At 65.0% G+C, this 24529-nt stretch carries 28 protein-coding genes and 1 other RNA gene; 10 read left to right on the top strand and 19 right to left on the bottom strand.

Annotated features, from left to right (window positions below):
- Positions 1-6 precede the first annotated feature (6 nt).
- Positions 7-348: RNase P RNA component class A (gene rnpB / locus F7R19_RS09535), an RNA gene on the top strand.
- 63 nt (positions 349-411) lie between these two features.
- Here rnpB and F7R19_RS09530 read toward each other — a convergent pair.
- On the bottom strand, positions 412-834 hold the full coding sequence (locus F7R19_RS09530) for an OsmC family protein (RefSeq protein ID WP_061954946.1): 423 nt from the start codon (positions 832-834) through the stop codon (positions 412-414).
- Positions 835-1613: 779 nt separating this feature from the next.
- On the opposite strand from F7R19_RS09530, the gene rplM reads away from it, so the two are divergent.
- From rplM to erpA, 5 genes are all read left to right on the top strand, one after another.
- Positions 1614-2042 carry a 50S ribosomal protein L13 gene (gene rplM / locus F7R19_RS09525; RefSeq protein WP_061954745.1) on the top strand — a complete coding sequence of 143 codons (429 nt, stop codon included), beginning with the start codon at positions 1614-1616 and terminating at the stop codon, positions 2040-2042.
- A gap of 12 nt (positions 2043-2054) precedes the next feature.
- Positions 2055-2447, top strand: a complete 393-nt coding sequence (rpsI, locus tag F7R19_RS09520; protein WP_061954747.1) for a 30S ribosomal protein S9 — start codon at positions 2055-2057, stop codon at positions 2445-2447.
- A 331-nt stretch (positions 2448-2778) separates the two neighbouring features.
- Positions 2779-3468: a DUF6776 family protein gene (locus F7R19_RS09515; RefSeq protein ID WP_223505650.1), complete on the top strand. Its 690-nt coding sequence runs from the start codon at positions 2779-2781 to the stop codon at positions 3466-3468.
- Between the two features lie 19 nt (positions 3469-3487).
- The gene (locus F7R19_RS09510) at positions 3488-4069 is read left to right on the top strand and encodes a bactofilin family protein (protein ID WP_150980099.1); all 582 of its coding nucleotides are present in this window, start codon (positions 3488-3490) and stop codon (positions 4067-4069) included.
- 70 nt (positions 4070-4139) lie between these two features.
- A complete protein-coding gene (gene erpA / locus F7R19_RS09505) occupies positions 4140-4508 on the top strand; it encodes an iron-sulfur cluster insertion protein ErpA (protein ID WP_061954753.1) in 369 nt (122 codons plus the stop codon).
- A gap of 64 nt (positions 4509-4572) precedes the next feature.
- On the opposite strand, the gene F7R19_RS09500 is transcribed toward erpA, so the two are convergent.
- Both F7R19_RS09500 and F7R19_RS09495 read right to left on the bottom strand, forming a co-directional pair.
- A complete protein-coding gene (locus F7R19_RS09500; RefSeq protein WP_150980098.1) occupies positions 4573-5727 on the bottom strand; it encodes an anhydro-N-acetylmuramic acid kinase in 1155 nt (384 codons plus the stop codon).
- Between the two features lie 4 nt (positions 5728-5731).
- The gene (locus F7R19_RS09495; protein ID WP_061954757.1) at positions 5732-7126 is read right to left on the bottom strand and encodes a M23 family metallopeptidase; all 1395 of its coding nucleotides are present in this window, start codon (positions 7124-7126) and stop codon (positions 5732-5734) included.
- 215 nt (positions 7127-7341) lie between these two features.
- Here F7R19_RS09495 and tyrS point away from each other — a divergent pair, with 215 nt between their 5' ends.
- Genes tyrS through F7R19_RS09475 form a run of 4 tightly spaced genes read left to right on the top strand, consistent with a single transcriptional unit; the run spans position 7342 to position 10474 of the window.
- On the top strand, positions 7342-8583 hold the full coding sequence (tyrS, locus tag F7R19_RS09490) for a tyrosine--tRNA ligase (RefSeq protein WP_061954760.1): 1242 nt from the start codon (positions 7342-7344) through the stop codon (positions 8581-8583).
- 10 nt (positions 8584-8593) lie between these two features.
- Complete coding sequence (gene dtd / locus F7R19_RS09485; protein WP_150980097.1) at positions 8594-9064, top strand: D-aminoacyl-tRNA deacylase; 471 nt, start codon at positions 8594-8596, stop codon at positions 9062-9064.
- Positions 9065-9099: 35 nt separating this feature from the next.
- The gene (locus tag F7R19_RS09480; protein ID WP_061954948.1) at positions 9100-9747 is read left to right on the top strand and encodes a YbhB/YbcL family Raf kinase inhibitor-like protein; all 648 of its coding nucleotides are present in this window, start codon (positions 9100-9102) and stop codon (positions 9745-9747) included.
- A 52-nt stretch (positions 9748-9799) separates the two neighbouring features.
- Positions 9800-10474, top strand: a complete 675-nt coding sequence (locus tag F7R19_RS09475) for a histidine phosphatase family protein (protein ID WP_061954763.1) — start codon at positions 9800-9802, stop codon at positions 10472-10474.
- A 9-nt stretch (positions 10475-10483) separates the two neighbouring features.
- Here the strand turns inward: F7R19_RS09475 and F7R19_RS09470 are convergent, their stop codons facing one another.
- The 16 genes from F7R19_RS09470 to F7R19_RS09395 all read right to left on the bottom strand — a co-directional run bounded on the left by F7R19_RS09470 (position 10484) and on the right by F7R19_RS09395 (position 24455).
- A complete protein-coding gene (locus F7R19_RS09470) occupies positions 10484-11221 on the bottom strand; it encodes a queuosine precursor transporter (RefSeq protein ID WP_061954766.1) in 738 nt (245 codons plus the stop codon).
- A gap of 125 nt (positions 11222-11346) precedes the next feature.
- Positions 11347-11934 (bottom strand): BPSL1445 family SYLF domain-containing lipoprotein, encoded by a 588-nt coding sequence (locus F7R19_RS09465; RefSeq protein WP_061954768.1) that lies wholly within the window; start codon positions 11932-11934, stop codon positions 11347-11349.
- Positions 11935-11993: 59 nt separating this feature from the next.
- Positions 11994-12626: a hypothetical protein gene (locus tag F7R19_RS09460; RefSeq protein WP_150980096.1), complete on the bottom strand. Its 633-nt coding sequence runs from the start codon at positions 12624-12626 to the stop codon at positions 11994-11996.
- Between the two features lie 162 nt (positions 12627-12788).
- Entirely contained in the window at positions 12789-13856 is a 1068-nt protein-coding gene (ruvB, locus tag F7R19_RS09455; protein ID WP_150980095.1) for a Holliday junction branch migration DNA helicase RuvB, read from the bottom strand.
- Positions 13857-13916: 60 nt separating this feature from the next.
- Positions 13917-14498 (bottom strand): Holliday junction branch migration protein RuvA, encoded by a 582-nt coding sequence (gene ruvA / locus F7R19_RS09450; RefSeq protein ID WP_061954774.1) that lies wholly within the window; start codon positions 14496-14498, stop codon positions 13917-13919.
- A 52-nt stretch (positions 14499-14550) separates the two neighbouring features.
- Positions 14551-15720, bottom strand: a complete 1170-nt coding sequence (locus F7R19_RS09445) for a glycerophosphodiester phosphodiesterase (protein WP_150980094.1) — start codon at positions 15718-15720, stop codon at positions 14551-14553.
- A 91-nt stretch (positions 15721-15811) separates the two neighbouring features.
- Positions 15812-16357 carry a crossover junction endodeoxyribonuclease RuvC gene (gene ruvC, locus F7R19_RS09440; protein ID WP_150980093.1) on the bottom strand — a complete coding sequence of 182 codons (546 nt, stop codon included), beginning with the start codon at positions 16355-16357 and terminating at the stop codon, positions 15812-15814.
- Positions 16358-16465: 108 nt separating this feature from the next.
- Complete coding sequence (gene purH / locus F7R19_RS09435) at positions 16466-18040, bottom strand: bifunctional phosphoribosylaminoimidazolecarboxamide formyltransferase/IMP cyclohydrolase (protein ID WP_061954780.1); 1575 nt, start codon at positions 18038-18040, stop codon at positions 16466-16468.
- A gap of 16 nt (positions 18041-18056) precedes the next feature.
- A complete protein-coding gene (locus F7R19_RS09430; protein ID WP_061954782.1) occupies positions 18057-18290 on the bottom strand; it encodes a Fis family transcriptional regulator in 234 nt (77 codons plus the stop codon).
- Positions 18287-19354, bottom strand: a complete 1068-nt coding sequence (dusB, locus tag F7R19_RS09425; protein WP_061954784.1) for a tRNA dihydrouridine synthase DusB — start codon at positions 19352-19354, stop codon at positions 18287-18289. The genes F7R19_RS09430 and dusB overlap by 4 nt, the downstream gene beginning before the upstream one ends.
- A 190-nt stretch (positions 19355-19544) precedes the next feature.
- Positions 19545-20792 carry a UbiH/UbiF/VisC/COQ6 family ubiquinone biosynthesis hydroxylase gene (locus tag F7R19_RS09420; RefSeq protein WP_150980092.1) on the bottom strand — a complete coding sequence of 416 codons (1248 nt, stop codon included), beginning with the start codon at positions 20790-20792 and terminating at the stop codon, positions 19545-19547.
- On the bottom strand, positions 20770-21246 hold the full coding sequence (locus F7R19_RS09415; RefSeq protein ID WP_150980091.1) for a hypothetical protein: 477 nt from the start codon (positions 21244-21246) through the stop codon (positions 20770-20772). Before F7R19_RS09415 ends, F7R19_RS09420 begins: the two co-directional genes overlap by 23 nt.
- Positions 21243-22643: an aminopeptidase P N-terminal domain-containing protein gene (locus tag F7R19_RS09410; RefSeq protein WP_061954790.1), complete on the bottom strand. Its 1401-nt coding sequence runs from the start codon at positions 22641-22643 to the stop codon at positions 21243-21245. Before F7R19_RS09410 ends, F7R19_RS09415 begins: the two co-directional genes overlap by 4 nt.
- Before the next feature lie 95 nt (positions 22644-22738).
- A complete protein-coding gene (gene murU / locus F7R19_RS09405; protein WP_150980090.1) occupies positions 22739-23446 on the bottom strand; it encodes an N-acetylmuramate alpha-1-phosphate uridylyltransferase MurU in 708 nt (235 codons plus the stop codon).
- Positions 23443-23766, bottom strand: coding sequence for an AzlD domain-containing protein (locus F7R19_RS09400; protein WP_061954794.1), 324 nt, complete (start codon positions 23764-23766; stop codon positions 23443-23445). The genes murU and F7R19_RS09400 overlap by 4 nt, the downstream gene beginning before the upstream one ends.
- Entirely contained in the window at positions 23763-24455 is a 693-nt protein-coding gene (locus F7R19_RS09395) for an AzlC family ABC transporter permease (protein ID WP_211922722.1), read from the bottom strand. Before F7R19_RS09395 ends, F7R19_RS09400 begins: the two co-directional genes overlap by 4 nt.
- Between the last annotated feature and the right edge of the window lie 74 nt (positions 24456-24529).

The raw sequence follows: 24529 nt of genomic DNA, 5'->3' as shown, positions 1-24529 counted from the left end.
GCCCGCAAAGCAGGCCAGACAATCGCTGCTTGCATCGCAAGGTGCAAGGGGAGGAAAGTCCGGACTCCACAGGGCAGGGTGTTGGCTAACAGCCATCCACGGCAACGTGCGGAATAGGGCCACAGAGACGAGTCTTGCCACCGGTTTCGGCCGGTGGGAAGGGTGAAACGCGGTAACCTCCACCCGGAGCAATCCCAAATAGGCAGACGATGAAGCGGCCCGCCGAGTCTGCGGGTAGGGAGCTGGAACCGTCCGGTAACGGCCGGTCTAGAGGAATGGTTGTCACGCGACGTGCGCCGCAAGGCGTGCGACGCGCACAGAATCCGGCTTATCGGCCTGTCTTTGCTTCCGATATTTCCGATATGAAAACGCCCGGCTGCGCCGGGCGTTTTTGCATCTGCGGCGGCCGGATCAGCCTTCGACGATTTCCATCGTGTGCGTAATCTCGGCGGTCTTCGCCAGCATGATCGACGCCGAGCAGTATTTCTCGTGCGACAGCTCGATGGCGCGTTCCACCTTGGCCGGGTCGAGGTTCCGGCCAGTCACGGTGAAATGGAAGTTGATCTTCGTGAACACCTTCGGGTCGGCATCGGCACGCGCCGCTTCCAGCTTGACCGAGCAGCCGCGCACATCCTGCCGGCCGCGCTTGAGAATCAGCACCACGTCATAGGCAGTGCAGCCGCCGGTGCCGAGCAGCACCATTTCCATCGGACGGGGGGCGAGGTTATTGCCGCCGCCGTCGGGCGCGCCGTCCATGGCGACGATGTGACCGCTGCCGGTCTGGGCGATGAAACTCATGCCTTCCGGGCCCATCCATGTCACTTTGCATTCCATTTTTTTGTTTCCTCGGTTCCTGGGTGTCTGTTTGCGCGCATATTCGCACAATGCCGCGCCTTGCATTTCGCCAGTATATGGCATCAAAACGATTGCATCCGGATGCGGGATATCCCCTAGAAAGTTGAGGGTATCCTCTAATGTGGTCTGCAAGCATCGGTGCGAGATAGCAATTAACTCATTGATTTAAAAAGAGTTTGTTGTAAATTTTGTGGATTAAAAGACATTCCGTATTGTGGTATAGAATTTCGTAGTGCAAATTTTCTTGCATCGCAGGGGGCCATATGTATAATCCAATCCATCGAACGACGGCGCATGAGAGCGCGCTGAAGTGCGAAAGCGAAAGCCGGTAACGTACCCCTGATCGCTTGCCGCACCGCCCGCCATGACCGGCCCCGTCGATCGCCCGGTGTCTCCTCCACCCTCCTCCTTTGGTGGATTCGAACCCAAGTCCAAACCGACTTGGGTTTTTTTTCGCCAGTTTTCCGCGCGCGTTTCCGCCATTTGCTCCGAAGTGCCGCGCATCAGGACCGACAAGGTGGCGTTAACCGCATATCCTCACGCGCACACAGCAGCCCGCTTGACGAAAAGCCACAACTTTGCTTGTGGGAAAGCGATGCTGCCCAGTATAATCGTCGGCTTTCCGGTCGTTGCCCCCGGAAAAAATCAGGGAGAGCCTGCAAACACAAGCAGGAAGGTCAGGTCCAAAGGGCCGGCCGATCGACAGGACGCTAAAACGGCGACCGTCACAAGGGCAGATTTCTCATTCAGGAAAAATCATGAAGACCTTTTCCGCCAAGCCTGCAGAGGTAAAGCGCGACTGGTACGTGATTGACGCGACGGACAAGGTCCTCGGCCGTGTTGCCAGCGAAGTGGCACGCCGACTGCGCGGCAAGCACAAGCCGGAATTCACTCCTCACGTCGACACTGGTGATTTCATCATCATCGTCAATGCGGCCAAGATCCGCGTGACGGGTACGAAAGAACAGGACAAGAAGTACTACCGCCACTCGGGCTACCCGGGCGGTATCTACGAAACCACTTTCGGCAAGATGCAGCAGCGCTTCCCGGGCCGTGCCCTGGAAAAGGCTGTCAAGGGCATGCTGCCGAAGGGTCCGCTGGGCTATGCGATGATCAAGAAGCTGAAGGTTTATGCCGAAGCCGAGCATCCGCATGGCGCACAGCAGCCCAAGGTGCTGGAAATCTAAGGGGCCCAATCCATGATCGGTAACTGGAATTACGGTACTGGCCGCCGCAAGAGCGCTGTGGCACGTGTCTTCATCAAGTCGGGCAAGGGCGACATCATCGTCAACGGCAAGCCCATCAACGAATATTTCGCTCGCGAAACCTCGCTGATGATCGTGCGCCAGCCGCTGGAACTGACCGCGCACGCCGAAACGTTCGATATCAAGGTCAACGTGACCGGTGGTGGTGAAACCGGCCAGGCCGGCGCTGTTCGCCACGGCATCACGCGCGCCCTGATCGACTACGACGCCACGCTGAAGTCCGCCCTGTCGAAGGCCGGCTACGTTACGCGTGACGCTCGTGAAGTTGAGCGTAAGAAAGTCGGTCTGCACAAGGCACGTCGCCGCAAGCAGTTCTCGAAGCGCTAATGCGCATTTGCCAGGCGCTTCGCACGCCGGGCAAATCCAGAAAAGCCGCACGATTCGTCGTGCGGTTTTTTTTGGTCGATGATTTGTGTGCTGTCGCGCTATGTGGTGTTTTGTGCGCTTTCCGCCAGGGTCTTGCTCAGGATCGACATCGCTGCCGATTTGCCGACTTTTCATTCGCGCAATGATCGCTCGGAGATACAATCACGGGCCTGCAGAAACGAGGATTTCCAGCGATGGACCGAGCGCATTCCGTCGGGGTGTCACGATGGGCCTGAAGTATCGCCCCTTGCGTCCGCGTCGCCCGCCCAGGTCAGGCCGCGCGGTTATTCGCATGCAGCATCCGTGGCGCGGCCGGGTGATCGGCGGGCTGACTTTCGTGCTGATCTGTGGGGCGGCATGCATGGGCGGCTATAAGCTGGGGCGGCAATCGGTAGGTCCGTTCGCGCCGAACCCTGACCTGCTGGCTGCCAACGCGCGGCTCCGGCAACAACTGGATGAAGTCTTGGCGGAAAGAAGCCGGCTGCGCGCCAGTGTCGACACGGCCGCAGCCGAGATGAGCATGGCGCGCGCCGCGCAGGACAGCCTGGGCCAGCAGGTGAAATCGGCCGAAACGGAAATCGCGCAGCTCAAGGAGGATCTCGGATTCTTCGAATCGCTGCTGCCCGCGTCGGGCGACACATCGGGCATCCATGTCCGGAGTTTCCGTGTCTCGCAAAGCGTTCCGCACGCCCGTCTTGTGCATTATCGTTTGCTTGTGATGCAGGGCGGCTCCAAAGCCTTTGTCGAACAGCCGGAATTCAAGGGGGAACTGCAGTTTGCGATCTCGGCAATCCGGGGAGGCAAGCCGTTAACCCTGACATTGCCGCAGTCGGGCGATCGGCCGTTGCCCGCGGTCCGACTGACGCATTACCAACGCATTGAAGGGGATCTGGCGCTCCCGCCGGATGTGGAAGTCCGCGCCGTTCTGGTCCGCATCATGCAAGGCGGCCAGACTCGCGCGTCGCAATCGGCAACGCCATAGCGCGTCAAAGGAGAAAAACATGCTGTTTTCGAAGAAGAAAGGCTTGTCCATCGATACATTGATCGGCCATTCCGCCGCCGTCGAAGGCGATGTGACATTTTCCGGGGGATTGCGGCTGGACGGGCGGGTGCGCGGTAATGTGACCGCCGAGACGGGCAAGTCCAGCATGCTAGTGATTAGCGAAAAGGGTGTCGTGGAGGGCGAAATCCGCGTCGACCACCTGATTCTCAACGGCACGGTGACGGGTCCGGTACATGCGAATGAGCTGCTGGAACTGCAGCCGCACGCGCGCGTCTACGGTGAAGTCCGCTACGCCGCGCTCGAGATGCACCAGGGCGCGATTGTCGAGGGGCGACTGGTTCCGCTCATCCAGGGCGAAGTGCGAGCGTTGCCTAATCATGTGCCCGCCGCCGAAGCCCACGACGTCACGGACAGCGGGCACGCTTCTCCGCCGGAAAAGGTCGAAACCGCCGAAAAGGCCGAAGACCCGGCGGATGCAGCGGAAGCAGAGGACGCCGACGTTGTCGAAGACGCCGAACGGAAGCCCCAAGGCGCCGGCGTGCAATCGTTGCGTCGCTTTCGCTCATCCAGAGCCCCTTGAAAACAAAGGGTTTCGGCACGATTTTTGAGTAGCGCTTAGAATACGGGCGTATCTAACCAGGAGAATCCCCATGAACGCAGTCGCTGAGGCACCCGTTACCGAGGACGTGCCGGCACCGTTCGTCTTTACCGACAGCGCAGCCGACAAGGTCAAGCAGTTGATCGAGGAAGAGGGCAATGCCGAGCTGAAGCTGCGCGTGTTCGTGCAGGGCGGCGGTTGCTCCGGCTTCCAGTACGGCTTCACATTCGATGAAGACGTCAACGAAGACGACACCTCGATGGTCAAAAACGGCGTGACGTTGCTGATCGACTCGATGAGCTACCAATATCTGGTCGGCGCCGAGATCGACTATAAGGAAGACATCAACGGTGCGCAGTTCGTGATCAAGAATCCGAACGCATCGACCACCTGCGGTTGCGGCTCGTCTTTCTCGGTCTGATCGACAGCTTTTACCGCAAAGAAAAAGCGCACCTCGGTGCGCTTTTTTATTTCGACCGCGCGCGTCAGCGCGGGTAGATCGCGCCCAGTACGCGCGGCCCTTTTGCGCCGGTCACGGCCGTAACGTTTCCGGGGGCGCGCCGCACGCATTGACGAGCCAGCCATGCGAAGGCAATGGCTTCCACCTGCGACACCGGGACGCCAAAGTCGTCGCTGGCCTGCACCTCGACACCCGGCAGCATGTCGCGCAGCGTGGCCATGAGATGGTCATTTCGGGCGCCCCCGCCGCATACGATCAGCCGCGCCGCATCGGCGGCGTACTTTAGGATATCGTCCGCGATGGCCGTGGCAGTGAGCCTCGCCAGCGTCGCGAGTACGTCTTGCCACGACGGTTGCTGGTCGCCCAGGCTGTCCAGGATGCGCTGCAGCCAACCCGGATGGAACAGGTCCCGCCCGGTGCTCTTCGGCGGCGGCATCTGGAAATAGGGATCGGCCAGCAATCTCGATAGCAACTGCGCATCGACGATGCCGGACGCCGCGCACTGGCCGCGATCGTCGTACGGCACGCCTTGATGACGCTGGATCCAGTCGTCCATCAGCGCATTGCCCGGACCGCAGTCGAAGCCGAGGACCGGCTTTCCCGTCCTGGCGGCCGGAAGAACGCTGATATTGGAAATGCCGCCGATATTGCAAACCACGCGCGTCTCGTCACGCACGCCGAACAGCGCGAGATGGACGTCGGGCACCAACGGCGCGCCTTGTCCCCCGGCCGCGATGTCGCGGCTGCGAAAGTCGGCCGCCACGTCGATGCCGGCAAGTTCGGCCAGCAGCGCCGGATGCTGGGTCTGGCGCGTATAGCCGATGCCGTCATACTGGCGCGGCCGGTGGCGGATCGTTTGGCCATGCGCGCCGATCGCGGCAACCTGGGCGGCATCCGTGCCGGACGCGCGCAACAATTCCGCAACGCACTCCGCATACACGCGGGCCAGGCCGTTTGCGGCCAGCGCCTCGCGGTGAATCTCGTCATCGCCCGGCTGCTGCAAAGCGCCGAACGCCTCGCGCAGTGCGTCGGGAAACGGCACGTGCGCGGCCGCCCGGACCACCGGCTGCGGGCCGGAAAAATCCACCAGCACGCCGTCCACGCCGTCCATGCTGGTGCCGGACATCAGGCCGATATAGCAGTCGTCGGAACAGTCTATGGGCGCCGTGGAAGGGGGCATGGGCTCAGTTGCTGGCGGTCAGCACGTTATAGGTGCGCAGCATGTTGATGCGGCTCAGCATGGCGCTCGAATAGGTCAGGAAATCCGCGCGCGACTTGCCGGTCAAGGTGGGCGCTTCCATCAGCGTCGTAGTCAGCGGATTCTGGGGGACATCGTTGTAGCGGAATTCGTAATGCAGATGCGGCCCGGTGGCCCAGCCCGTCGACCCCACATAGCCGATCACCTGGCCCTGGCTGATGTGCTGGCCTTCGCGGATGCCGGCAAAACCGGACAAGTGCGCGTAGTAGGTGGAATAACCGCCCGCGTGTTGCAGCACGATGATGTTGCCGTAGCCGTTCTGCTGGCCGACGAAATCGACCACGCCCTCGCCCGACGCAAATACCTTGGTGCCTTGCGGCGCGGCGAAATCCACGCCCTTGTGCTGCGCCCACTTGTGATGGAGCGGATGGTCGCGACCGCCAAAGCCCGACGACACGCGCGAAAATTCCACCGGCGAACGCAGGAACGGGCGCTTCATGCTGCGGCCGTCGAAGGTGTAATACGCGCCAGGCTCGCCGTCGTTCGGGGCGTACCAGAGCGCCTGGTAAAGCGTGTTGCGATTGATCAGTTCGACGGCCACCACGCGGCCATTGCGCACGAATGCGCCGTCGCGGAAGCCGGCCTCATAGACGATGCGGAAGCGATCGCCGCGCGCGATGTCGTGATGAAAATCAATGACGCCCGAAAAGATCGAGATCATCTGGCTGACCACTTCGTCGGGCACGCTGGCCGCGTCCATCGACTTGAAGAAGCCATTGGCCTCGATCGCGCCGGACGCCATTTCGTAGTGCAGATCGTTGTCGACCGTCGCCACGCGGGCGCGGTACGTATAGTCGTCGCCGTCCTTCTTTGGCGCCACGCGCTCGATCACCAGCTCGCGCGATGCGCCCGCGTCGCCGCCGAGATTGGCTTGCAGCGACACCAGCAGGTTGCGCTCGTCGATCTCGGCCTGCACGCTCTGGCCGGGATTCAGGTTGAACAGGCCGCGCGCGGTGGGGTTCTTGACGATGAACGCCTGGGCGTCCGGATCGTCGATGCCGAGACGGCGCAACAGCGCCGCGATGGTGTCGCCACGCTGCATGCGTTCCTCGCGCACGTACACGCTGCCGTCTTCCGATTCGGCGAGCTTGTCGAGCTGCTCGCGAACGTCGGGCATGCGCAGCGGCTGAAGCACGCGCGGCGCAAGTGGATCATCGAAGGCGTTGCGGGGGGCAACGCCCATCGCGGCGGCCATGCCGAGCGTGAAGACCGTGCCGACGGCGACGGTCAACTGCTTGCGGCGGCGGGCATGCTGGGGATTCGTAGGGTCAACAAGGACCACCAGCTCGCGCGCGAAAACTTCGCGGAGACTAGACCACATCACGTAGAATTCAAGCTTTCTGTATTGCCAGGGCCGCTGCCGCGACGATATTTCTCGTCTGCCTTCCTCCCCCGAGGTGCGGCGCGGGCGTTCTATGTTTCCGCCTGCAAGGCGGTTGGGCCGACGGATGACCCGTCTGGCGCAAAGCGCGGATTATACCAGAACCATGCTGGCCGTCCGTCGTGGTTTCCCTATAGATTTCAAAGACTTACGTCATGACTGAAGTGTCCCCGGCCGCCGCGGCCAAATATCCACTTACGCCGTCGGTGATGCGCGCATTGGAGATCACCAAGCGCGGCTGCGACGAACTCCTGGTCGAATCCGAGTGGCTGCAAAAGCTCGCACGCAGCGAAGCGACGGGCGTGCCGCTTCGCATCAAGCTCGGGCTCGATCCCACCGCGCCGGACATCCACCTCGGTCACACCGTGGTGTTGAACAAGCTGCGCCAGTTGCAGGACCTGGGCCACCAGGTGATCTTTCTGATCGGCGACTTCACCTCGACGATCGGCGATCCATCGGGGCGCAATTCCACGCGACCTCCGCTGACTCGCGAACAGATCGAAGCCAACGCGCAGACGTATTACAAGCAGGCGAGCCTGGTGCTCGATCCGGCCAGGACCGAAATCCGCTACAACAGCGAGTGGTGCGATCCGCTGGGCGCGCGCGGCATGATCCAGCTGGCCGCGAAGTACACCGTGGCCCGCATGATGGAGCGGGACGACTTCACCAAACGGTTCCGGTCTGGGATTCCCATTTCGGTCCATGAGTTCCTTTATCCGTTGATGCAGGGCTACGATTCCGTGGCGCTGCAGTCCGATCTGGAACTCGGCGGCACCGACCAGAAGTTCAATCTGCTGGTGGGACGCGAGCTGCAAAAGGAATACGGCCAGGAATCGCAGTGCATCTTGACCATGCCGCTGCTGGTGGGGCTGGACGGCGTCGAGAAGATGTCGAAGTCCAAGAACAACTACATCGGCGTGACCGAGGCCCCGAACGACATGTTCGGCAAGCTGATGAGCATCTCGGACGACCTGATGTGGCAGTACTTCACGCTGCTGTCGTTCCGGCCGATGAGCGAGATCGACCTGATGAAGGAAGAAGTGGCGCTGGGCCGCAATCCGCGCGACTGCAAGGTGGCGCTGGCGCAGGAAATCGTCACGCGCTTCCACAGCCAGGCCGCAGCCGAAGCCGCGCTCGAGGCATTCAACCACCGCGCGCGCGGCGGCGTGCCCGACGACATTCCCGCGGTGAGCCTCGAAGGCGCGCCGATGGGCATCGCGCAACTGCTCAAGCAGGCCAACCTCGTGCCGTCCACGTCGGAGGCCAACCGCAATATCGAGCAGGGCGGTGTCAAGATCGATGGTGCCGTGGTGGCCGACAAGGCCACCAAGGTGGCCGCCGGCACCTATGTAGTTCAGGTCGGCAAGCGCCGCTTTGCGCGCGTGACGCTGCGCTGATACCGGCGCCATGATCGCACTGATTCAGCGTGTCTCGCAGGCGCGCGTCACCGTGGAAGGCCGCACCACCGGCGAAATCGGCGCGGGTTTGCTGGCGCTGGTTTGCGCCGAGCGCGGCGACGCCGAAGCACAGGCCGATCGGCTGCTGGCCAAGCTGCTGTCGTACCGTGTCTTTTCCGATGCCGAAGGCAAGATGAACCTGCCCGTGCAGAATATCGACGGTCACGGCACGGCAGGCGGCTTGTTGGTGGTTTCGCAGTTCACACTGGCAGCCGACACCAACAGCGGCACCCGTCCCAGCTTCACGCCTGCGGCGTCGCCCGAAGACGGGCGCCGTCTTTACGATTACTTCGTGACCCGCGCGCGCGCCACGCATCCGCTGGTGCAGACCGGCGAATTCGGCGCGATGATGCAGGTCAGCCTGACCAACGATGGCCCCGTGACGTTCTGGCTGCGCGTACCGCCAGCCGGTACCGCGTGACATCGCAAGTCGAAATCCAAGCCAAGGAGATCCTCATGAAACTCTGGAGCAAGGCATTTGCCGACAACGCGCCGATTCCCGGCGAATTTGCGTTCTGTGTGCCCGATGCGGCCAACCACGTGACGCTGTCGAGCAATCGCAACCCGGACCTGCACTGGGACGATTTTCCGCCGGCCACGCGCTCGTTTGTGCTGATCTGTCACGACCGTGACGTGCCCAGCAAGGGCGACGACGTGAACCAGGAGGGCCGCGAAGTGCCCGCGTCGCTGCCGCGCGTGGACTTCTTCCATTGGGTGCTGATCGACATTCCGCCGGGGCTGAACAGCATCTCGGCGGCCTCGCACAGCGACGGCGTGATCGCGCGCGGCAAGCCCGGGCCCGAGGCGCTGGTGGGCACGGCCACGGCTGGCGGCCTGCGCCACGGCCTGAACGACTACACCGGATGGTTTGCCGGCGACGCCGACATGAAGGGCGACTACTTCGGCTACGACGGCCCGTGCCCGCCGTGGAACGATTCGATCGTTCACCACTATGTCTTCACGGTGTACGCGCTCGATATCGAACGCGTGCCGGTGGAAGGCAAGTTCACGGGCGCCGAGGTGCGCGCCGCGATCCAGGGCCACGTTCTCGCCGAAGCCAGCATCACCGGCACCTACACGCTCAACCCGCGGCTCGTGAAGTAATCGTTCTAAATCGTTTTACAAAACGCCTATCCGCAGCCCCCAAGGAATCGGCATGTTGCAAAGCACTGGCCCGCAATCGCTGGCCTACACCCATCTGATCGTGATTCGTCACGGCGAGACAGCCTGGAATCGCGAGCGGCGGCTGCAGGGCCAGCTCGACATACCGCTCAACGAAGCGGGCCACGCGCAGGCGCGCGCGTTGGCCGAGGCGCTGGCGGGCGAGCCGATCGACGCGGTGTACACCAGCGACCTGAGCCGCGCCGCGCAGACCGCCGCGCCGCTGGCGCAGGCGTTGGGCTTGAATGCGCGTGCGGAGCCGCGCCTGCGCGAGCGTTGCTATGGCGATCTCGAAGGCATGACGTACGCCGAGGTGGCGCAACAGCGTCCCGAGGATTTCGCGCGCTGGCAGGCGCGCATTCCCGATTACGCGCCGCCTGGAGGCGAATCGCTGCGCGAATTCCATGAGCGTGCGGTCGAAGTGGCGCTGTCGTTATCGCGGCGTCATCCGGGCGAACGGATCGCGCTGGTCGCCCACGGCGGCGTGCTCGATTGCCTGTATCGCGAGGCGACGGGCATGACGCTCGAAGCCCCGCGCGAGCACGAGCTGCTCAACGCCAGCGTCAACCGGCTGCGCTGCGACAGCGTCAATCTGACGATGCTGCAATGGGCCGACGTGAGCCATCTGGAGGCGCTGACGCTCGATGAGGTGGACCGCCGCGTTCCCTGAATCGCCGACTTAGACTTTCAACCGGAACGGCGTGAAATTGGTGTTCCGGTCATACCAGTCCTCGCGTTCGGCGCGCTTCAGAAAGCCCACCACCTTGTAGGTCACGGGCGTCATCACGATCTCCCAGCCGGTCTTCAGTACGTATTGGGCAATGGCGACCTGGATGACTTTTTCCAGCGGCCAGATGCCGTAGAACGCAATCACGTAGAACAGCGACGAGTCGACGAGCTCGCCGGCCAGTGTCGAGCCGATGGTGCGCGTCCACAGCCAGCGGCCGTTGGTCCACAGCTTCATCTTGGCCAGCGTGTAGCTGTTGGTGAAGCTGCCGCAGCAGAACGCGATCAGCGACCCCAGTGCGATGCGCCAGGTATTGCCGAATACGTCTTCCAGGCTTTTCTGATAGTCGATCATGAACGGCGCCACCGGCATGCGCAGCACCACGAACGCCATGAACGTGGCAAACGCCAGCGCCGCGAAACCCGCCCACACCACGCGGCGGTCGCGGCCATAGCCGTAGACCTCGGTCAGCACGTCGCCAAAGATGTAGGAAACCGGAAAGAACAGCACGCCGGCGCCGAACGTGACGGGCCCGATCCACGGCAGCGTAACCTGCGCCGCCTTGGCCGCCCCGATCAGGTTCGAGCACAGCAATACCGTGACGAAGGCCACCATCACGAGATCGTAATAGCGGTACACGCGTCCGCTGTGTGCTGCGGCGGGGGCGGAGGCGGCGATGGGTTCGTGCATGGTGACGTCCGGGGCGCGGGATTGGCGCGATTATGCCAGCGAAGCCGCGCCCGCACCGGCGCAAAAAAAAGCTCCCGGCCGAAGCGGGGAGCGATCCATTTGCAACCCGGAGAGGGTTGGTGCGGCTACAGGTCCAGCTTGCTGATCTTGGAGCCGTCCAGCGAGACATCGAACATCAGGCCGGCGTTGGTCTGCACGAAAGCGATCACCGGCTGCTGCGCGGTGACGGTGTCCACCTTGCCATTGGCGCCAACCTTGGCCAGCGCCACGCTCGCGTCCACGCCTGCCGTCCAGCCCTTCGACTGCACGAATTTGTTGTACGCGTCGGGCGTCATGAACATGATGACGACCGAGCGCGACTGGCCGCCGGCGGTCAGCCCGACCGACGCGGCGATCGTCCGATAGTAGCCTTGCGTCGCGCCCTTGGTGCGCAGCGCCCCGTCGCCATACTCGCCGCCCACCACCAGGCCACCGGCCAGCACGCGCGGAAACACCAGCAGGCCCTGTGCGCGGCTGCCCAGGTCGCGCGCGCCGTCCACCGATGCATAGAGACGGTTCAGCGCGCCGTCGACGCCGGCATCGATCTCCTTGCGTTTCGCCGCTACATCGGTGGGCGAACTGCTGCCTGTCGTGGTGCAGCCTGCCGCCAGGCCGGCGGTGGCTACCAGCAGTCCAGACCCGGCGACCCGGGCAACAAACTGACGTCGATCCATGTGGGATTCTCCTCTGATTGGGAAAGGAACTGCGACCGGCGGCTCTCCGATTCGTGCGATCAGCCTGCCTTGGGTGCTTCGATCGTGATGACGACCATTTCGCGTACCACGATCTTGGCCATTTGGCCGGGCCTGACTGCGGCCAGGTCGATACTGGGATCAACGACCTTCACGGTGCGTACCGATTCGCGCGGGCCCGAGAATGTCAGCAGGCGCTGGGAGACGTCCACGCGCGTGACTTGCGCGGTGATCGTAGTGGTGACTTCGCGCACCACGCCGGGTTTGCCGCCAGCGGGCGCACGCGCGACGCGCTCGGTCTGCTCGATCATCGCCACGTCCTTGGTGCCGAGCGGCTCGAGCCCCGCCACGACAGCGGCCTCACGGCGGATCGTGACGATATCGCCCGGGTTTACGTTGCCGAAATTCTGGGCTTCGTCGCCGCCCACCAGTTCGACGACGTTGCCGCCCTCGCCTTGCACAATGATCGCCTTGGTCTGCGGGTCGACGGAGACCACCTTGCCCCTCGCGACATCCTCTTCGGCGAAAGCTTCCGGCCGGGGCGGCGCAACGTTGGGCAACGGCGACGTGGGGCCGGCGGGCGCGGGCGCCATCTGGGCGGTGGCCGTGCCCATGGCCAGCATGGCGAGGCAGGCGGCTAGTGTCGAAGTGGTGAGGCTGGCTCGGCGTTTCATGGCTGTCCTGTGGCGACGTGCGCGTTTGTAAAAAAGGATGCAGCCATTGTGGGCAACTGCTCAGGGCCCAGCAATGCACTTCGAAAAAACTTGGGGACGCCGCGAAAACGTTTAAATGGCGTCCGCAAGGGGCGTCAGCGTCTCTTTGTAATAGCGGGCGATCTACGGCGCGTCGAAGATATCGCCGTCGCGGCTGCCTTGCGGCGAGGCCAGGCCGAAATGCCGGTATGCAGCCGCCGTGGCAACACGTCCGCGCGGCGTGCGTTGCAGATAGCCCTGCTGGATCAGATACGGCTCCAGCACGTCCTCGATGGTGTCGCGCGCTTCGCCGATCGCCGCGGCGAGGTTGTCCACGCCAACCGGACCGCCGTCGAACTTGTGCAGCACCGCTTCCAGCAGCTTGCGGTCCATCAGGTCGAAGCCGACGGTGTCGACATCGAGCATTGCCAGCGCGGCGTCGGCGAGGTCTCGTGTGATCGTGCCGTCGCTCTTGACCTCGGCAAAATCGCGCACGCGCCGCAGCAGCCGGTTGGCGATACGCGGCGTGCCGCGTGCCCGGCGCGCAATTTCCAGTGCGCCGGCAGGATCGATCGTCGCATTGAGCAACTGCGCCGATCGCGCGACGATGCGCGCCAGTTCTTCAGGCGTGTAGAACTCCAGCCGCGCCACGATGCCAAAGCGGTCGCGCAGGGGATTGGTCAACATGCCGGCGCGCGTGGTGGCGCCCACCAGCGTGAACGGCTGCAGGTCGAGCTTGACCGAGCGGGCCGCCGGGCCTTCGCCGATCATGATGTCGATCTGGTAATCCTCCAGCGCCGGATACAGGATTTCTTCCACCACGGGCGACAGCCGGTGGATTTCGTCGATAAACAGGACGTCGTTGGCTTCGAGATTGGTCAGCAGCGCGGCGAGGTCGCCGGGGCGCTCGAGCACCGGGCCGGAAGTCTGGCGCAGATTGACGCCCATCTCGCGCGCGATGATGTGGGCCAGCGTGGTCTTGCCCAGCCCCGGCGGGCCGAACAGCAGCACATGGTCCAGCGCTTCGCGGCGATTGCGCGCCGCGTGCATGAAGATGTCGAGCTGGCCGCGCACCTTTTCCTGGCCGACGTATTCGTCGAGCAGCTTCGGACGCAGCGCACGCTCGAACGCCTCCTCCTGGTTGGAAGCCGGCGTGGCGGAAATCACGCGGTCGGGCAGGCGTTCGCCGGTCAGCTTGTCGGTTTCTATCATGGCAGTCGGAAGCAATTTGCCGCCATTCTACGCTGCCCGTCGCGGCTTCCCGCCAAGTGGTCAGCCCTTGGACAGGGCCTTGAGCGCCAGCTTGATGCCCTCCGACACACCGGTTGCGGCCGGCACCTGCTTGATCGCCTGCGCGGCTTCCTTTTCGGAGTAGCCAAGCGCCAGCAGGGCGTTGAGCACATCGACGGCCGTGTCCGACAACGGCTGCGCGCCGGGCACATGCCCCAGATCGGCGCCCAGCTTGCCCTTGAGTTCGAGCAGCAGCCGCTCGGCCGTCTTCTTGCCGATGCCGGGAATCCGCGTCAGCCGGCCCGCCTCCTGCATCGTCACGGCCTGCGCCAGTTCCGGTACCGACAGGCCGGACAGGACGGCCAGCGCCATGCGCGCCCCGATGCCGGTGATCTTGATCAGCTCGCGAAACGTGTTGCGCTCGGTGGCCGAGCCAAAGCCGAACAGCAGGTGCGCGTCCTCGCGGATGATCTGCTGCGTGAGCAGCGTCACCGGCTGGCCGACAGCGGGCAGGTTGTAGAAGGTGCTCATCGGCACGTCGATCTCGTAGCCGACGCCATGGCAGTCGACCAGCAGATGCGGGGGATTCTTTTCAAGCAGGGTGCCGGCGATGCGTCCGATCATGGTGTGTGCGATGGGGTGAGAAAGCTGGCCGCAAGTGTAGCGGCCCACGTGTCTATTGTGCTGGCGGCGTATCGACGGCGCGCCGGCCCAGCGCCGGATCGTCGGTGAAAAATCCATCGATGCCGGCGCCGATAAAGGCGCGCACTTCGCGTTCCATGCCGGCGGGATTGCGCGTGGCGTCGTCGCCGGGCGCGCGCAACGAGCGCGGCAGGAAACTGTTTTCGGGCCGGAACGTATAGGGATGGACGACCAGCCCCGCGGCGTGCGCGTTACCGACCAGCGCGGTGGGCGCGCCGAGATTGCCGCGCGCATCGCGCGGGATCACGAGATTCTTCTCGGGGCCGATGCCGTTGGCGTAAGCCGCCACTTCGCGCAGCCCCAGCGGCGTCAGCATCGATGCGTATGTGCGGCTGTCGCCGGCCAGCCCCCAGTCCGCGGGACGGCTGCGGGCGTTGCCGATCAGCTGGACGATGCGCACGTTCGGCATCGACGGCCCCAGCAGCCGCTTCATGGTGCGCAGCGGTGCGACTTCGAACGACTGCACGTAGATCGGCGCGCGCCTTGCGTAGTCGTTGCCGCGCAGCGCCGTGGCGAGTTTTTCCTCCAGCGGCAGGCCGATGCCGCGGAAGTAGCTGGGATGCTTCAGTTCGGGATAGATGCCGATGGTGGCCCCGCGCTTGCCGGCAGCCTGTGCGACCAGTTTCAGGATCTCGTCGAAAGTCGGGATCTCGAACTGGTCGTTAAGCTTGGCGTTGTATGGACGCAGCTTGGGAATCCGTTCACGCGCCCGCATCGTCTTCAGTTCGGCCAGCGTGAAATCCTCGGTGAACCAGCCATCGATACGCTCGCCGTCTATCACCTTGATGCGCCGGCGATCGGCAAACTCGGGCAGCTCGGCGACGTTGGTAGTGCCGGTGATGTCGTTTTCGTGGCGCGCCACCAGTACGCCGTCCTTGGTCGATACCAGATCCGGTTCGATGATGTCCGCGCCGTCGTCGATGGCCTTCTGGTAGGACGCGAGCGTGTGTTCGGGCCGCAGCGCGCTGGCGCCGCGATGGCCGATCACCAGCGCTTTCTGTGCAGGCGCGGCCGGTGGCGGCGTCGGGACCGCGGCGGGGGCCGGCGCGGTGGCCACGGGCGCGCGCGGTGGCGTGACGCAGCCTGCCATCAAGGCGGGTACGGCCAGTGCGAGCGATATGCGAAAGACGAGGGGATGCGACATCGGGGCGTTCCTGAGGGCTTGCTTTCGAACGCCGATTGTATGCGAGCGGCCGATGCGGCCGCGCCGGATTGAGCCGCGCGCAGCGTCGATGTCAGCCCACCAGCCGGCCGCGCCGCACGCGCATGCCTTTGCGCGCCAGATCCGGCGCCAGGCCAGCCAGAGCGCCAAGCGTGTCGCCGCCATTGGCATGGCAGATCGCCACCCCCAGCGCATCGGCCGCGTCGCTGCTGGGCCGTCCGGACAGCGCCAGCAGCCGCATCACCATCTCCTGCACCTGCTCCTTGTTGGCGCGGCCATAGCCGACCACCGCCACCTTGAGTTGCAGCGCGGTGTATTCGTACACGGGCAGGCCCTGTCCAACCAGCCCGCAAATGGCGGCGCCGCGCGCCTGGCCCAGCATCAGCGTGGATTGCGGATTGACGTTGACAAAGACCTTTTCGATGGCGGCGCAATCGGGCGCGTAGGTGCGCGCCACTTCGGCGATGCCGTCATACAGCGTCTTCAGGCGCTGCGGCAGGCTTTGGTCGCCATTGCTGCGGATCGTGCCGGACGCGATGTAGGCAAGCTTGCTGCCGTGCTTTTCGAGCACGCCAAAGCCGGTGGTCCGCAGACCAGGGTCGATGCCGAGGATGCGCATGAAGCGGGCAGTGGGAAGGGATGGGCGTAGTGTAGAGGATTACGCCCGGTGGGAGGACAGCAGGCAGACCCGTGGCAGACGCGGGCGCGCCTGCCACGGGGTCATGCATCAATGACGGAAGTGGCGCGTGCCGGTCAGTACCATGGCAATGCCGCGCTCGTCGGCGGCGGCGATCACTTCGTCATCGCGCATCGAACCGCCCGGCTGGATCACCACAGTCGCGCCCGCATCCACCACCACGTCCAGACCGTCGCGGAACGGGAAGAACGCATCCGACGCCACGGCCGAGCCAGCCAGCGTCAGGCCGGCGTTCTGGGCCTTGATGCTGGCGATGCGCGCCGAATCGACGCGGCTCATCTGGCCGGCGCCGACACCGAGCGTCATGCCGTTGCCGCAGAACACGATGGCGTTCGACTTCACGAACTTGGCCACGCGCCAGGCGAACATCAGGTCGTCCATTTCCTTCGGCGTGGGATGACGGCGCGTTACCACGCGCAGTTCCGACGGCTGCACGTTGCGTGCGTCCGGGCCTTGCACCAGCAGCCCGCCGCCCACGCGCTTCAGGTCGTACTGATTCACACCGCGGCCGAGCGGGATTTCCAACAGGCGCACGTTCTGCTTGGCGGCGAACACGTTGCGCGCCGCGGTGCTGAACGACGGCGCGATCAGCACTTCCACAAACTGCTTGGCCACGGCTTGCGCCGCGGCTTCGTCCACTTCGACGTTGAAGGCGATGATGCCGCCGAAGGCCGAGGTCGAATCGGTCTTGAAAGCCTTTTCGTAGGCTTCCAGCGCGTTGGCGCCAACCGCCACGCCGCACGGATTGGCGTGCTTGATGATCACGCACGCGGCGGCCGCGGTGGCGTCGAACGACTTCACGCATTCCCACGCGGCGTCGGCGTCGGCGATGTTGTTGTACGACAGTTCCTTGCCCTGCAACTGCACGTAGTTGGCCAGCGCGCCATCGACGGTCTTCAGGTCGCGGTAGAACGCCGCCGACTGGTGCGGATTCTCGCCGTAGCGCATCTCCTGCACTTTTTCGAACGCCAGGTTCAGCGTCTGCGGATAGTTGCTGCGTGCCTGGTGCGACTTGTCCGCGCCCAGGCTGGTCAGGTAGTTGGTGATCGCGCCATCGTACTGGGCAGTGTGCGCAAATACCTTGGTGGCCAGGCGGAAGTTGGTGTCGTAGCCGACCGTGTTGCCATTGCCGCGCATTTCGTCGAGCACCACGGCGTAGTCGGCCGGATCGACGATGACGGTGACATCGCGGTGATTCTTGGCCGCCGAACGCAGCATGGTCGGGCCGCCGATGTCGATGTTCTCGATCGCGTCGGGCAGCGTGCAGTCGTCCTTGGCCACCGTCTGCTGGAACGGATACAGGTTCACCACCAGCAGGTCGATGGTCGGGATGTCGTGCTCGGCCAGCGCGGCCATGTGCTCGGGCAGATCGCGGCGCGCCAGGATGCCGCCGTGCACTTTCGGGTGCAGCGTTTTCACGCGGCCGTCGAGCATTTCCGGAAAGCCGGTGTAGTCGGCCACTTCCGTGACGGGCAGGCCGGCATCGGCCAGGAGCTTGGCGGTGCCGCCGGTGGAAAGCAGCGTGACGCCGAGCGCGTTCAGTTCACGCGCGAAATCGACGATGCCGGTCTTGTCGGAAACGGAGAGAAGGGCTTGCTTGATCATGGCTTGGTGGAACGCTTCAAAGTAATCCGTGTTGCTGCAGCTTCTTGCGCAGGGTGTTTCGGTTGATGCCCAGATAGGCGGCCGCCAGTGACTGGTTGCGCTCGGCGCGCACCATCACGGCTTCCAGCAGCGGCCGTTCCACGGCCTCCAGCACCATGTTGTACATATTGGACGGCACTTCGCCGTCCAGGTCGCGAAAGTAGGTATCCAGGCTGTCCCGGATACATTGATCGATGGCGTTGCGGCTCATGCGGCAAGCAATTCCCGTTTTTTGTTGTTGTTGATATCTTGTTCTTCGTCCGATGCGCCGCTTTCGTCGACATAGACCAGGCGATCGGAAATCGCCGCCTGTTCGTCGAAGAAAGCGTTGACCGCGTCGAGCTGGGCGTCGGTCGATTCCAGCGTGTTCATGCGATGGCGGAACAGGTTCGCGCCCTTGAGCCCGCGCGTGTACCAGGCGATGTGCTTGCGCGCCGTGCGCACGCCGGTGAACTCGCCGTAGAAGGCGTAGTGGTCCGCCAGATGGTGATTCATGATGGCGCGGATCTCGGCCACCTCGGGCGACGGCAGCAGCTCGCCCGTCTTCAGGTAATGCTCGATCTCGCGGAACAGCCACGGGCGGCCCTGCGCGGCGCGACCGATCATGATCGCGTCGGCGCCAGTCACGGCCAGCACGTGCCTGGCTTTTTCGGGCGACGTGATGTCGCCGTTGGCCACCACCGGGATACGCAGCGCCGCTTTGACCGCCGCGATGGTCTCGTACTCGGCCTCGCCGTGATACAGGTCGGCGCGCGTGCGGCCGTGGATCGTCAGCATGCTGATGCCGGCGTCTTCGGCCATGCGCGCCACGCGCAATGCGTTCTTGTGTTCGCGGTCCCAGCCGGTGCGGATTTTCAGCGTGACCGGCACGCGGTCGCCCACGGCACCCACCACGGCCTCGACGATGCGCACCACCAGCGGCTCGTTCTGCAGCAGCGCCGACCCGGCCGCTACATTGCAGACCTTCTTGGCCGGGCAACCCATGTTGATGTCGATGATCTGCGCGCCGCGGTCCACGTTGTAGCGGGCCGCCTCGGCCATCATCGACGGCTCCGCGCCGGCGATCTGCACCGAGATCGGCTCGACCTCGCCCGCGTGATTGGCGCGGCGCATGGTCTTCTCGCTTTTCCAGAGCTGCGCATTCGACGCCACCATTTCTGAGACGGCATATCCCGCGCCCAACTGCTTGCACAGCTGGCGGAACGGCCGATCCGTCACGCCCGCCATGGGGGCGACAAAAAGGTTGTTGCGAAGTTGATGCGGACCGATCTGCACGATGGCGGGCTGGAATGAAGCGGTGACGATGCAAAAACATGCCCCTGCCGAATCAGTTGCCGGCGAAGTCTGGGGTCATGTGCGAGGGCGGGATTTTACCGCCAAACCGGTACGGTTGCCCAATAAATGAGCAAATATCATTAGGGCCGGCCCTGGGCGGGCCGGCCGGCGCAAATTCTGGCCGGGGCGCTCAGCGGCGGGCGCCGTACATCATCTGCCGCGCCAACGCGTGTTTGAGTGGCGCCAGGCAGGCCAGCGCAGCTAGCGATGCGCCGCGCGCATGCGCCGCGAACGGGCCGCCCACCGCGAACACGCGCGGCAACAGGTCGGTAATGCCGATCGTCAGCGCCCGGTCCACGCGATGCCGGCCCGCAAAGGCCTGCAGCGCCTGGGGTGTGCAGCCGGCACGCAGCGAATCGGCCAGCGCGAATGCATCACGCAAGCCAAGGTTCAATCCCTGGCCCGCCACCGGATGCAACGTCTGCGCCGCATTGCCGACAGCGACCACACGTCGGTCGACAGTGACCGGCGCGGCATTCAGGCCGAGCGGAAACGCGTGGCGCTTGCCCACCAGCGTGAAGCGCCCCATGCGCGTGCCGAATGCCTGCCCCAGCTCTTCGGCAAACTCGGCCTCGGGCAGCGCCAGGCGCCGTTGGGCCTGCTCGGGCGCGCAGCACCAGACCAGCGCGTAGCCGGTTGTACCGTGCTCTTCATGCGGCAACAGCGCGAGGGGGCCCTCTTCGGTGAAGCGTTCCCAGGCCCAGCCCGGCTGCGGCTGCGTGCAGGTCACGTGACCGATGATCGCGGTCTGGCCGTAGTCGCGCCGCCGCGTGGCTTCGGTGCCGCGCGCCAGCCGCTGGGCCTGCTGATGGAACAGGCCGCCTTCTGCCTGCACCGCGATGCGCGCGGCGTAGGCCACCGGCAAGCCGTCGTGATCGGCATGGGCGGTGCCACCAAGCCGCACCGGCGCGTCCGGATGGCGGTCGTCCTGGTCGATATGGTCGATGCGCGTCTCGAACGCGCGTGCGAGGCGTCCCGGCGCGGTTTCCGCGGCCCTGGCCAACGCGCGTTCGAGCGTCTGGCACAGGTCGCCGTAGCGGACCACGTAGCCAAGCGCCGGCACGCCATAGTCGTCATGGTGCAGCTTCAGATGGCCCAGGCGGCCGCGTTGCGACACATGGATATGTTCGATCTGCTGCGCCGGCACCGGCCAGGCGCCGATCTGCTCGAGCAACTGGCGGCTGCCATGCGACAGCGCGATGGCGCGTGGATCGCGCGCCGCGCGCGCGGGCGTGGCGGCGTCGATCAGCGTGATGCGCCACGGCGTGGTGCGTAACAGTTGTCCGGCCAGCGCGAGCCCCACCGGACCGCTGCCGACGATCGCGATGTCGCACGGATCTGTGCCGAATGCGGCGTCAGGGCTGTCCGGACGGGTCATGGCTGGCCTCCTGCTGCGGGCGCGCGTCGGCGAGCGCAGCCTGCGCTTCGCCGCGCTTCCACAAGTTGGCGTCGGTGCGGGTCTTTCCGGCCGCCGCATCGCGCATCGCGTTTTCCAGTTTCTGCTGGTGAAAGCCCGGCAATTGCTGGAGTCGCTCAAGCAGCGCATCGTGATTGGCCGCGGTCATCGGCACCACGCAGCCCTGCTGGCTTTGCGCGTCGCCGGCCAGAATCAGCCATGGCGTGCCGGCCCACGGCGCGCGGTCGGACACGCGCACCACCACGCGTTCCAGGGCATCCCATTCCAGTTCTTCGCGCTGCCCGTCGGGGCGATGCACGACCACGCGGTCGTCGAAGATATTCACCACGAACGGCACGTTGGGATCCACGTAAGGGGCGTGGGGGCGATGCTTCGGGGTGCCCACGCCAAACAGCTTGCTCAATAACGCCTTCATCGCGACGCGTCCTTTCCGTTGTCGCGCATCAGTGCCTCGATCTCGTCGGCCTTCACAGGCACGCCGCGCGTGATCAGTTCACATTCGCCCGCGGTCACCACGGCGTCATCCTCGATGCGGATGCCGATATGCCAGTAGTGCTCGGGCACGTCTTCGGCCGGGCGCACGTAGATGCCCGGCTCGATGGTCAGCACCATGTCAGGCTCGAGCGGACGCCAAGGGCGCTCGCCCTGCTGGCCGGCCGGCGGCACACCGGGCACGCGATACTCGCCCACGTCGTGCACATCCATGCCGAGCCAGTGGCCGGTGCGGTGCATGTAGAAGCGGCGATAACTGCCGCTGGCCAGCACGTCGTCCAACGTGCCTTCCTTGTTGCGATCGAGCAGGCCCGTATCGAGCATGCCCTGCGCCAGCACCTTGACGGCGGCGTCGTGCGGCACGTTGTACGGCACGCCTGCGCGCGTCTCGGCGATGGCGGCTTCCTGCGCGGCCAGCACGAGGTCGTAGAGTTCGCGCTGTGCGGGCGTGAAGCGGCCGGAAACCGGGAAGGTGCGCGTGATGTCCGAGGCGTAGCCGTCGAGTTCGCAGCCGGCGTCGATCAGGCACAAATCGCCGTCGCGCAGTTCCGCCGGGCCGGCGCGATAGTGCAGCACGCAGGCATTGGCGCCGCCCGCCACGATCGAGTTGTAGGCCACGCTCTGCGCGCCATGGCGGCGGAATTCATAGAGCAGTTCCGCCTCGAGGTGATATTCGCGCAGTCCGGCGCGCGACGCTCGCATGGCGCGCACGTGCGCCTCGGCCGAGATCTGCGCCGCGCGCCGCATGGTGGCCAGCTCGCCGGCATCCTTGAACAGCCGCATTTCATCGAGCCAGGTCCGCACGTCCACGGCAACCGCCGGTGACGATACGCCGGCGCGGCCCTGCATGCGCACGGCATCGAGCCAGCGCCGCACGCTCGCGTCGATCTCGGCCGTGGCGCCAAGCGGGTAGGCAAGCTGTGCGCGATTGGCGAGCAACGGCGGCAGCAGCTTGTCGATGTCCTCGACCGAATGCGCCTCATCGAAGCCGAAGGTCGCGCGCGCGCCTTCGGGGCCGTGACGGAAGCCGTCCCAGATTTCCCGCTCTTCGTGCTTGGGCCGGCAAAACAGGATGCTGCGGTCGGCCTCGCCGCCGGGCGCGCCGGCCACCAGCACCAGCACGGCCTCGGGTTCGGCGAAACCGGTCAGGTAATAGAAATAGCTGTCATGCCGGTACGGATAGTCGCTGTCGCGATTGCGCATGGCTTCGGGCGCGGTCGGCACGATGGCCACGCCGCCGCCGTTGTCGCGCAGATGTTGCAGCACGCGAGCACGGCGGTCGCGGCACGAACCAAGGAGGGCGGAGTCGGGTGCGGACATTAGGAGAAACCGGTGTGGGGAATGTGCCGATTCTAAACCCGTCGGCGCGTGATGCGGGCGGCGCGCAGGCGCCGCGCCATCGTGGGGCGGTGCAACTACGTGTGCAGCGAGCGATCCAGCGCGGCCAGCTGTTCGGGCGTGCCGACATTTTCCCAGCGGCCGTCGAAGCGTTCGCCGCTGGCGCAGCCCGCGGCGATGGCCTCGCGGTAATACGGCGACATCGCCACCTTCCGGCCCGGCTCGATATCGCGAAACAGGCGCGTGTCGTACAGGCCGATGTTGCCGAACGTGAGCGCCTGGCCCGCCGTGGCGTCCGACGGCAGCGCCAGCCGGCCGTCGGCGCCCAGGCAGAAATCGCCGCGCGGATGGAAGGGCGGATTCGGCACCATCACCAGATGCATTTGCGGCCGCGCGGCTGCGCGCATTGCGTCGGCGCGCGGCAGCAGCGTGCGGTAATCGAAATCGCAGAATATGTCGCCCGACACGGCCAGGAAGACGTCGTCGCCGTGGCCGGCCAGCAGCGGCAGCGCCTTGGCAATGCCGCCCGCCGTTTCCAGCGCCGTGTCTTCGGCCGACCAGTGGATGCGCACGCCAAACGCAGCGCCGCTGCCGAGCGCGTCTTCCAGCTGCGCGCCCAGCCAGGCGTGATTGATGACGATCTCGCTCAGGCCGGCGCGCGCCAGTGCCTCGATCTGCCAGACGATCAACGGCTTGCCGCCGACCGCCAGCAGGGGCTTCGGGCACGCATCGGTGAGCGGGCGCATACGGTCGCCACGCCCGGCGGCGAAGATCATCGCTTTCAAATCAGAGTCTCCAGGGCAATCAGCGTGGCCATGCCGCCGGCAATGGTCCAGCCCACGCTGCGCGTGCGCGCGGCGATCGCAATCGCCACCAGTCCGGCAATCAGTCGCGCGTTATATGGGCTCACGAACACCGCGCCGTCGCGCATCAGCAGATCGGGTGCGATCAGCGCCGACAGCATCGCCGCCGGCACGAACTGCAAGGCGGTGCGGAACCACGCCGGCAGCCGCACGCGGCCTTCCACGGCGATGAACGACAGGCGGATCAGGAACGTGGCCATGCCCGCGCCGATGAACACCCAGAGCAAGGTCATCTGGCTCATGCCGCATGCTCCTGGCTGTCGGACCGGGCGGCCGCGCGCTGGCCGCTGCCGCGGTTGTTGCGCCCAAGCAGCAGCATGCCCGCCGCGATTCCGCCCAGCGCCGCCACCATGATGCCCAGCTTGTGCGGCATCGCGTAGCAAACCACGGCCAGCGCCGTGGCAACCAGTGCGGCAGCCACCTGAGCGCGATGCTTGAGGTTCGGGACGATGATCGCGATGAAGGTCAGCGGCAGGAAGAAATCGAGCGGCCAGTCGCGCGGTACTTGTGCGCCAACCAGCACGCCGAGTAGCGTGGAAAGCTGCCAGCTCGACCACAGCGCAATGCCGGCGCCGAAATAGAACCAGTGGCGATAGCGCGCACGCGGGCCCTCGTCGCCGAGCCGGCGCGTCATGGCCGCGAACGCTTCGTCAGTGAGCAGGTAGGCGATCAGCGCCTTCCAACGGCGCGGCAGTGGCGCCATCGACGCGGCGATCGTGGCGGAATACAGCGCGTGACGCAGGTTGACCATCGCCACGGTGAAGGCAATGATCAGCGCCGGCGTGCCGGCGGACCACAATTGGGTCAGGATCATCTGCGACGCGCCGCCAAAGACCACGGCGCTCATCGCGCAGGCCAGCCACGCCGGCATACCGGCATTGACCGCCAGCACGCCATAGATCAGGCCAAACGGCACCACGCCAAGCAGCATCGGCGCAAGCGCCCGCACACCCGCCCACCATTCGCCGCGGCGCGTGATGAGCGGATCGTTGAGTGTTTCGGAAC

The sequence above is a fragment of the Cupriavidus pauculus genome, from assembly GCF_008801835.1.
In the GTDB taxonomy this organism is placed as follows: domain Bacteria; phylum Pseudomonadota; class Gammaproteobacteria; order Burkholderiales; family Burkholderiaceae; genus Cupriavidus; species Cupriavidus pauculus.
The sequence above is the reverse complement of the archived record's forward strand: the minus strand, read 5'-3'. Positions and strand labels throughout refer to the sequence as shown.